The organism is Sphaerothrix gracilis Ecp01, assembly GCF_030405905.1.
Lineage (GTDB): Bacteria > Cyanobacteriota > Cyanobacteriia > Phormidesmidales > Phormidesmidaceae > Sphaerothrix > Sphaerothrix gracilis.
In genome coordinates, this window is the sequence record NZ_JASATW010000001.1 from 367262 (window position 1) to 375687 (window position 8426).

Here is an 8426-nt window from a genome sequence, read left to right on the forward strand (position 1 = left end):
GGACTAGTGGATACTTCGCTTTTAGCAGAGAAGAATCCGGTTGTAGCCAGTTACATTTCAGTTACATTTCCGCTGCTCAAAGCTTCAACCCTTAAAGACCAGTCAAAGATGGGGCGATCGCGCTTGACTCAAATTGGTTTATCACAATTTCTCAAATTAGGATTTATGGTGGATTGGCGATCGCCACTCGCAGAGAATTTTCAACCACATCCCCACAGATAACCTAGCGGTCGAACGTTGCCCATCACCCGCCGCAGAAATCTTCTGTAGCAACAGATCAACTTTTGGCGGTCGGTGTGCATGGGCGTTGTTAGGTGGAGTTTGCTCGTTTTAAGGATCTCATAAGGATAATGCGTCCCCAGGACTTTATCGGCAAAATAGTACAAGTTATCTCTAGGAACATACCCTAGGAACTGTAGAGAAAAATGGAAAAACGCTGCTGATAGTGTGAGCTAACCGAGGGCCATAAGCTTAATTCTTTACAAGTCCCTACCACTTCTGGCCCTTGACGTACCGCCCATCAGTTTGAGTGGGCGGCACCGTACGCTGAAATCAAGATGCCTTGCTCGTCCAAACTACTGTCCGGTGAGTTAGCAACGAACACAGCGCTGAATAAGTTGGGAAAAATTAAGACATCTGCGTGCGAGCCGCTGCGCGAGCCGTTGTGTGTGAAGCAACGACCACCCTCGGCTGACTTTGCCCAGAATCCTAATAAATCGTCCGCTGGCCCGTCATTCATCATTAGATCGCGCTGCTGCGAGGTAAGAAATGATCCAGATTTCACGCTGGAAATGAACTTGGCCAGGCCCTTGGCAGAAATATACAACCCTCCCGATGCAGCATTCAGGGTAACATCGTCTAGTAGTTGCCCCGAACTGTCGGTTGGCGACGAATATGTGCGTGCCGGTGTCCCGTACGGAAAGTACTCCGGCATACCGGTGGGCCACGTCCCATTGCTTGGATCAGCCGAAGCCTGAATTTCAAGCGGTTTCAGAATCATCTCGTAGAGGCCATCCACGTTGAAACTGCGAGAAGTGGCCTTCTGGATCTCCTCGTTATAAGTGTCTGTGTTGGAGTTGCGGTGCTTAATCTCAGTCTCATGTAGTTCCCATGGGTAATACAAACCCCACTTAGCGAAGATGAAGTGGAAGATGCCCATGCTTGTGTTGGAATACGTTCGCGTGCCGGGAGCCGTATCCAATTCGCGCGGTTTGCTCAAACGCTCAGAGATGTGGACGCCACCACCCGACTTTTTAAACCCTGCTTTGTGCTGAAGTAGCTCTGTGACCGTTACATTGCGGTAATCTGCATGCACATCATCCCACCAACGACGCGGTAGAAAGTGAGAAAAACGGCTCTGAAGACGTTCTTCAAGCGTTCTGTACTGGCCAGCGCCGGTGCTCCGCTTCAAAACCACGACATTGGTGAAGAGCTTGGTCAAGCTCCCAATCGCGCTCGGCGTGTCCAATGTGAAAGGTTCACTCGGACCGCTGTCGGCGGGGTCAATCGCCCAACCATCTCGGGTGAATCCAAGCCGATCGCCATTCGGATCGCTCAAAATTACTGCAAATCCTTTAAACCGGTTCCTCATCTGTTGGTTAACTCTGTTGAAGAAGACTTCTAAATCAAAGTTTTGAGGATTGTGTGAGTTGATTGCTGTTTTCCCGTTGGAAGAGGGGGGAGTGAGTTGACGGATAGCCATCAGATTATCTCCTTTAAAAAGCAAATGAGAACATAGAGTCGTTTTTTAGAGATCAACTATGTCAGCCTGAAATGGCTACAATCCTTTTTTTAATATCAACAACTTTACTTTGGCTTCAACTTAATCTGGGAAAGATTGCTGATCCTTTGAAGGGATTACACAAAATCGATTTCTATCTTAGGATGACAAACTTACCTCGAATGTGGCAGTACCCTTGAAGGTACTGTCGGGGTTAGATTCTGTAGTTGACTTAGGAGCAGCAATCTAATACCTTCTCCACCACCAACTGAAGCAGCCTAACGATAAAGTTGAACGGTGGCAGGCAACCTTCCAGCACTTGACCAATAAACTAACTGTCGTCCGTTGCAACAAGGTGTTAGCCTGCTCTAAACTTGGATATACACGAGCAATCTGTCAGTATTATGAGCTATCGCGACATCATTACAATTGAGCCTGATAAGCGCGGTGGCAAGCCCTGCATCCGCCAAATGCGGATTACAGTCTACGATGTTTTGAGTTGGTTAGCCTCTGGCATGTCTACTGCTGAGATCATCGATGACTTTCCAGAATTGACAGAAATCGACATTAGAGCCTGTTTGGAATTTGCCGCTGATCGCGAACATCGTTTAGTCGCGTCAGTGAGTGCTACTTGAAACTACTGTTTGACCAAAACCTCAGCCGTAAGTTGGTTAATCGGTTGGCTGATATCTTTCCTGATTCAAGCCACGTTCAATTCCATGACCTAGCTAAGAAAACAGATACTGAGATTTGGGAATTTGCTAAGCTCAATAACTTCTGCATAGTGACGCAAGATGCAGACTTCCCAGAAAGAAGTCGACTTTATGGCTCTCCACCCAAAGTTGTTTGGTTGCGGTGTGGCAATGCATCAACGAATCAAGTCGAAGCATTAATTCGCTCCGGAGCAACAGTAATTCGAGAACTCTTGAACAATGCCGAGTCGCACTGTCTGGAACTTCATTAGTATTCTGATGCTCGCTGTCTACGGCAAACTAAGCAATAACAATTTACCTTTCCTGTACTTGCCGAAGTCCAGTATCCAAACTCTGCGCTGCCGCATTTTCAGCAAGGGGCTATTTTTTCCATCTAAGAACTGGATTTTGGTCAGGCCAACGGGTCTGTTGAGCGGCGGTAGATAACCCCGAATGTAACCGAAAGAACCCTCAACCGCCGCTCCAACAGAATTGTTAGCTCAATTTTCACGAAGAATATAGCATTACTGGCTGGTTGAATATTGAAGTTGTCCTCAATTCCTTCACACTAATAACTTCATGCTCTTTATTTTTTGACTAATTCTCGTTCCAGATTCAACGGCATACTCAAATAAAGACTTCAATTCTAATAAATATGATATAACTACTTCTGGGTCTTCATCGTAAAACTCTGATTCATTGATCACATCTAAATCTTCTAAAATTGCTGTCATAACTGTGTAAAGTTCAACAATCTTTTCAGGCAAAGGATTAGGCAATATTCCTATCTTATCTAAGTTCTTTTCATAGACGTTAAAGTACTTTCGTGTCACCCGCATCTGATACGTAATTTTTCTACCTGATTGTAGGTCATCAATTGCACCTTTAATTCCCTGAACATACTTTCGCTTCTTAACTATTCCTATTAATGCTTGTATCTCTCCGTGGAAAGCAGAAGCTAAACTCTTCGTTTCAGCATGTCTTTGTCTTTGTTGAATAAGGACATTGCCAAGTAACCCGCCAATGAATGTTAGCAGACCTCCGATGATTGTCTGAAAAAGTGGAAGATAGTCTTTGAGTACAAGGTTTAAATTCATAAATTCTCTCTTCATCCATCTCAAATCAACCTTGAGCTCGAAGTGCTGCTGCAAGGGCCTTGAACATTCCAGCAGCTTCATCCAGTTTCCCTAAACGATATTCAGTCAGTCCATCCTTGGGAGTAAGATAATCGTGTTCTGGAAAATCATTTTGCTCATTGCCTGTAAGGTACTGATAGTCCATATCGTAAATTTGCGACTCTAACATTTCGTATGTCCAATGTTCACCAAGTATTGATTGGAGCTTTTCAATTAAACTTGGCTCGACAATACCAGCAACAGTCTCTGCGAACATCGATACGTGTATTTGCATTGCACCCTGTAATTCATTGAGAGCCTCTCCTTTACGCAAAGCACTGGAAACTTGTGTAAGTGTTGTGCCTATCTCACTAAGGTATGAAGCAACCTTTTCTCGACGTTCAGACTCCATTGCCTGAAAAGTACCCGAAACACTCGCCACCGATTTTGCAACTATTGAGATATCTCTCGCTGTATAGATAAAACCACCCATACCTTCAACAAATCCTCTAGGTTAAGTTTTTGAACTGTATTAGTTTAACGCTTAGAGAATTTTTGCTACCAGCTTAACCGCACCGAGCTAACTATTATTAGAGGGAAAGTTTCCACCTAAGATCCCTACACAGGTAAATAGGTGGAATTACGTCTTCCTAAGCTCCTGTTTTGGGTGGATAGATGGAATTACGTCCGCCTAAGATCCCCATACGAGTAAATAGGTGGAATGATTCAGTATAGTAATTTCTTCGGTTTCAGGCTGAACTTGTTTAGGGTTTATTCATCAGCTCTTTTCAGGCAGTCTACTCATGCAAGGAGAACCTCGTCCAAATAGAAGCCTTTCTCACCCATCTAGCGGTGCAAGAGCAGGTTGTAGCCTCTACTCAAAACCAGGCTTTTATACTCACGTACTCGACCGAGGGGGACGCGGCGTGAGAAGCTCTTTAGATGCATAGCTTCGCACCGCTATTGACGCCGATCGCCCAATATTCTAAACTCACTCATTAAGCTGTAGCAGTCCAAACGTTGCAGCTTGTTCACACAGACTCAAAAACCTAGCGGCCCCTGAAGGTGCGTCAACACCAACAGGAGCCTAAACCCCCCAAACTGGACCGCAGTTCGGGCAGGTCTAGGGGCGATTTTACCCTTAGCCACCCTACTTTGCGCTGCAATCTTGTGGGGTGGCTATGTTTTTGGGTTCTGGGGATAGGGGAAAGGCAGGAGAAAAGTCAGAAGGCAGAAGGCAAAGGGCAGAAATTAAGCGGCGGGGTGATAGAGGTTAAGAGCCTTTCACTTCATCGTTCTGCCTTCATCCTTCCTCCTTTACTTCCGCCTTTCCCTTCCCAGACTCAAACCCAAAAGAGGAAAGATCATGTTTCAAGAAAACCATGCCAGCGATCGCCCTTCCCCCGCGATCGCCGTTCCCAACCGCGAACAATCCAGCAGCGGCGACCAAGTGCGCATTTTCATGTTTGGCCCCCTGCCCTGCATTCGGCTAGAAATCCATCGGCTGCACGTCCTGGGCTATGCCGAAGCCAACGCCTGGAGCAAACCCATGCCCACCGACCAGCCCAATGAAGTCATGGTGATTTTGACCAAGCGTTGTCGGCTGGAGTAGGAACAGAGTTAGGGAATAGGGGCGGCAGGTTGATGGGCGATCGCCTGTCTCCTCTGCGGCCCCCTCTCTCTAGCAGTCTGAGTCAAGCAAGAACGCCACAGCTTTGCCTATCAGGGTGGGCGATCGCTCTATCAGGTGAGCGCTAACCGCAAGCTGACTGTGTGAGAACGCAGAGCCAACATTATCAGCTTTTTTACTTTTACTCTTTACGGTGAAGAGCAAGAGAGTAATGAGACAGATAGGGTTAGGCTTTTAGCCTTTATCTCAGTTGTTGAAATGCTCTCCAACCAAAAATGCTTGACCGTTTTAGGAGGTCATTATGACATTATTTAAACCCTTCAATCCCTCAGAGTTACAGTCCAAAAAGAGCCGTTCTGAAGTGCGTCAAAGCCTAGCTTCGGCTCAAGCTTCAGCTTCTGATGAAGTTGTTTTAGAAGAAGGCGAAGACGCAAATAGCGATGCCGAGGCAACTCAGGCAGACCAGATGAACGTAGAAGCAGCGCCTAATAGCGATCTGGCTACTCGGTTCGTCGCTTCCTTAGGTCGCAGCGGGGGTTGATACTCACACCTGAAACTAAGGGCTAAAACAAACAGATCCCAGTAGATCACCTATTTACCGACATCCTCAAAGACATTCTAGGTGTAGCCGTTTAGACCGCTGCACCTTTACCTTGTCTGGGCGATCGCCTCACCCAGAAAATTTGCAATAGTTACCAACAGAAGCAAATAGAAGCAAAACGTAATAGGATTTATCTTGCCAGCACTTTCAACCTGACATTTTTTCTCCTATGACCGCAGTAGACGATAAAACCGTTGTCCGCGAATACTTCAACGCCAAAGGCTTCGATCGCTGGCGTCGCATCTATGGCGATGGCGAAGTTAACAAAGTCCAGCTCGATATTCGCAAGGGCCATCAGCAAACCGTGGACACCGTTATGGACTGGTTCACTGCGGACGGCAATTTAGCCGGATTGACCGTGTGCGATGCGGGCTGCGGCGTTGGCAGTCTCAGCATTCCGATGGCGGCAGCCGGAGCCAAAGTCTATGCCAGCGATATTTCTGAAAAAATGGTAGGTGAGGCCAAAGAGCGGGCACAGGCTGAACTCAGCCCGCAGCAGGTACCCACCTTTGAAGCCAAAGACTTAGAGCAGCTAGACGGACGCTATCACACCGTTATTTGCCTAGACGTACTGATCCACTATCCCCAAGACAAAGCGGCTGAGATGATTCAGCACCTCAGTTCGCTGGCCGAATCGCGCCTGATCCTCAGCTTTGCCCCCAAAACTGTTTTCTATACCGTCCTCAAAAAAGTAGGCGATTTTTTCCCCGGCCCCAGCAAAGCCACCCGCGCTTACCTGCACCGTCAGGCAGACGTGGTGAAAATTCTAGAAGCCAACGGCTGGACGATTCAGCGCAGTGCCTTCAATAAGACCCAATTCTACTTTTCTCGCCTGTTGGAAGCGACCCGCTAGCAGGGCTAAGATAGGGGCGATATCTCTCTTTTCGGTTTGGCATGAAGAAACCCGCCCAGACAATCGGTTCAGGCTGCCTGCTCTTGATGGGTCTTTTCTTTGTGGCGTTATTTATAGCCGTTGCGCTCGATCCGGAGAATGCTGGCGATCGCGCAAATATCTTGGCCGCTGCCGTTGTTTTCGGCGGGCCACCTTTGATCGCGGGGGGCTGGCTAGCTTGGCACCTCAGACGACAGGAGCAACAGGCTAAAGCGGCTGAGGCAGAAGCGCTACAGGTTCAGCTCCAGCAGATTTTCTTTCAGCTTGTAGCCGAAAATTCTGGCTCGCTCAGCGTGCTGCAGTTTGCTAGGGCAACGGGGATGTCAGGCACAGAAGCGCGGGCTTACCTAGACGATCGCGCTCAAGAATTTGGCGCAGATTTTAGCGTCGGTGAACAGGGAGAATTTTTCTATCAGTTCCCCAGCAGGTAGTGTTCTGGTAGGAGCTTTTTGAAATGCTAAAAATTGTAGAAAAACAGCACTGCTGCTCATTGCATCCATCCATTTCAAGCTGACAGGCAAGTAGATATGAGGCGAGCTAAACAAATTTCAGCCGGACTGCTGCTGCTGCTTGGTTTTTGGTGTTTGGCCAGAGCGGCTGAAACCGGACTTGATCGCAATCCGAATCGACTCGATCGCCGCGAAACTGTGCTGGCCGGACTGCTGCTGGGAATTCCAGCCGTTGGCTTTGGTAGCTATTTGGGGCTGGATGCCTATCTGCAGAAAAAGCGACAGGAGCGCGATCGCCTACAGGGTATTTTCTTCAAGCTGGTGAAAGCGGGCAAGGGCAAGGTGGCCCCCCTGCGGTTTGCGATGGAAGCCAATCTCAGCGGGGAAATGGCTAAAGCCTATTTAGACGAGCGGGCTCGGATCTATGACGCTGACTTTCAAGTAGATGAACAGGGGGGCGTTTCTTACTACTTCCATTTAGGGGATGTGGATACGCGCTTATTACGTCCCACGCCAGAAGTCACCTTTGACGTGATTTTAGAAGCCGTTCCTGAATACAAAAAGCGAGAAGTTGTCCGCACGGTGCAAAAGCTGACGGGCCTAAGCTGGAAAGAAGTGAAGGCCCTGATTCGAGACGTACCCCAGCCGATTCAGAGAGGAGCCTCGAAGCAGACAGCAGAAGAATTTCGGCGGGAACTGGAGGCAGTGGGGGCGCAGGTGGCGCTGGTGCTGCGGGATTGAGAGGGCTGGAGGCAGTGGGGGCGCAGGTGGCGCTGGTGCTGCGGGATTGAGAGGGCAAACGCGAAGACGCGGGTAGGAGGCGATAGAGAAGGTGGGGGAGATAGAGAAGATCGGGGAGATGGAGAAGGTGGGGGAGATGGAGAAGGTGGGGGAGATGGAGGAGGAAGGCGATAGGATAATTTGGGTTGGGTGTGTTGAATGATCTCAAGCTTGAGTGTTCAGGGCGGCTCAAATCTCAGAACTTACAAAACTCAGAATTCTCTAAAAATAATGGCGCGGATTTTCTTGGTTTTGGCAGCGATTTTGGCAGGACTGGCGGTGGCGGGTGGAGCGTTTGGTGCTCATGCGCTGCGGGGACAGTTGGCGGCGCGATCGCTGGAAATTTTTGAAACCGGCATTCGCTATCAGATGTATCACGCCCTGGGTTTGCTGGCGATCGCTCTACTGCTCTTGCAGCGACCGGACAGTAGTAGTCTACTCACAGTAGCGGGCTGGGCCTTTGTCGGCGGCGTGCTGATTTTTTCCGGCAGCCTCTACGGGCTGAGCCTGTCGGGCATTAAGTGGCTGGGGGCAATTACGCCCCTGG

The 8426-nt window shown here is 48.6% G+C and carries 12 protein-coding genes; 9 read left to right on the forward strand and 3 right to left on the reverse strand.

The window, feature by feature from the left end; genetic code table 11:
* Positions 1–6: 6 nt before the first annotated feature.
* On the forward strand, positions 7–222 hold the full coding sequence (locus QJQ48_RS01710) for a hypothetical protein (protein ID WP_346289443.1): 216 nt from the start codon (positions 7–9) through the stop codon (positions 220–222).
* 298 nt (positions 223–520) lie between these two features.
* On the opposite strand, the gene QJQ48_RS01715 is transcribed toward QJQ48_RS01710, so the two are convergent.
* Positions 521–1702 carry a serine hydrolase domain-containing protein gene (locus QJQ48_RS01715; RefSeq protein WP_346289444.1) on the reverse strand — a complete coding sequence of 394 codons (1182 nt, stop codon included), beginning with the start codon at positions 1700–1702 and terminating at the stop codon, positions 521–523.
* A gap of 422 nt (positions 1703–2124) precedes the next feature.
* Between QJQ48_RS01715 and QJQ48_RS01720 the strand changes: the two genes are divergently transcribed.
* Positions 2125–2355, forward strand: coding sequence for a DUF433 domain-containing protein (locus QJQ48_RS01720; RefSeq protein ID WP_346289445.1), 231 nt, complete (start codon positions 2125–2127; stop codon positions 2353–2355).
* Positions 2352–2684, forward strand: coding sequence for a DUF5615 family PIN-like protein (locus QJQ48_RS01725; protein WP_346289446.1), 333 nt, complete (start codon positions 2352–2354; stop codon positions 2682–2684). Before QJQ48_RS01720 ends, QJQ48_RS01725 begins: the two co-directional genes overlap by 4 nt.
* A 291-nt stretch (positions 2685–2975) precedes the next feature.
* Here the strand turns inward: QJQ48_RS01725 and QJQ48_RS01730 are convergent, their stop codons facing one another.
* Positions 2976–3509 carry a hypothetical protein gene (locus QJQ48_RS01730; RefSeq protein ID WP_346289447.1) on the reverse strand — a complete coding sequence of 178 codons (534 nt, stop codon included), beginning with the start codon at positions 3507–3509 and terminating at the stop codon, positions 2976–2978.
* 25 nt (positions 3510–3534) lie between these two features.
* Positions 3535–4020: a hypothetical protein gene (locus tag QJQ48_RS01735; protein ID WP_346289448.1), complete on the reverse strand. Its 486-nt coding sequence runs from the start codon at positions 4018–4020 to the stop codon at positions 3535–3537.
* Between the two features lie 873 nt (positions 4021–4893).
* Here QJQ48_RS01735 and QJQ48_RS01740 point away from each other — a divergent pair.
* The 6 genes from QJQ48_RS01740 to QJQ48_RS01765 all read left to right on the forward strand — a co-directional run.
* Complete coding sequence (locus QJQ48_RS01740) at positions 4894–5139, forward strand: hypothetical protein (RefSeq protein ID WP_346289449.1); 246 nt, start codon at positions 4894–4896, stop codon at positions 5137–5139.
* 319 nt (positions 5140–5458) lie between these two features.
* Positions 5459–5698, forward strand: a complete 240-nt coding sequence (locus tag QJQ48_RS01745) for a hypothetical protein (protein WP_346289450.1) — start codon at positions 5459–5461, stop codon at positions 5696–5698.
* A 229-nt stretch (positions 5699–5927) separates the two neighbouring features.
* Positions 5928–6611, forward strand: a complete 684-nt coding sequence (bchM, locus tag QJQ48_RS01750) for a magnesium protoporphyrin IX methyltransferase (protein WP_346289451.1) — start codon at positions 5928–5930, stop codon at positions 6609–6611.
* A gap of 41 nt (positions 6612–6652) precedes the next feature.
* Positions 6653–7081 (forward strand): hypothetical protein, encoded by a 429-nt coding sequence (locus tag QJQ48_RS01755; protein ID WP_346289452.1) that lies wholly within the window; start codon positions 6653–6655, stop codon positions 7079–7081.
* Positions 7082–7177: 96 nt separating this feature from the next.
* Positions 7178–7840 (forward strand): ribosomal protein L7/L12, encoded by a 663-nt coding sequence (locus QJQ48_RS01760; RefSeq protein WP_346289453.1) that lies wholly within the window; start codon positions 7178–7180, stop codon positions 7838–7840.
* Between the two features lie 270 nt (positions 7841–8110).
* A partial coding sequence (locus tag QJQ48_RS01765) for a DUF423 domain-containing protein (RefSeq protein WP_346289454.1) occupies positions 8111–8426 on the forward strand: 316 nt, incomplete at its 3' end.

Coding starts and splice junctions, on each gene's coding strand:
- QJQ48_RS01745 (WP_346289450.1), top strand. CDS start 5,459: ATGACATTATTTAAACCCTTCAATCCCTCAGAGTTACAGTCCAAAAAG.
- QJQ48_RS01755 (WP_346289452.1), top strand. CDS start 6,653: ATGAAGAAACCCGCCCAGACAATCGGTTCAGGCTGCCTGCTCTTGATG.
- QJQ48_RS01730 (WP_346289447.1), bottom strand. CDS start 3,509: ATGAATTTAAACCTTGTACTCAAAGACTATCTTCCACTTTTTCAGACA.
- QJQ48_RS01740 (WP_346289449.1), top strand. CDS start 4,894: ATGTTTCAAGAAAACCATGCCAGCGATCGCCCTTCCCCCGCGATCGCC.
- bchM (WP_346289451.1), top strand. CDS start 5,928: ATGACCGCAGTAGACGATAAAACCGTTGTCCGCGAATACTTCAACGCC.
- QJQ48_RS01715 (WP_346289444.1), bottom strand. CDS start 1,702: ATGGCTATCCGTCAACTCACTCCCCCCTCTTCCAACGGGAAAACAGCA.
- QJQ48_RS01760 (WP_346289453.1), top strand. CDS start 7,178: ATGAGGCGAGCTAAACAAATTTCAGCCGGACTGCTGCTGCTGCTTGGT.
- QJQ48_RS01720 (WP_346289445.1), top strand. CDS start 2,125: ATGAGCTATCGCGACATCATTACAATTGAGCCTGATAAGCGCGGTGGC.
- QJQ48_RS01735 (WP_346289448.1), bottom strand. CDS start 4,020: ATGGGTGGTTTTATCTATACAGCGAGAGATATCTCAATAGTTGCAAAA.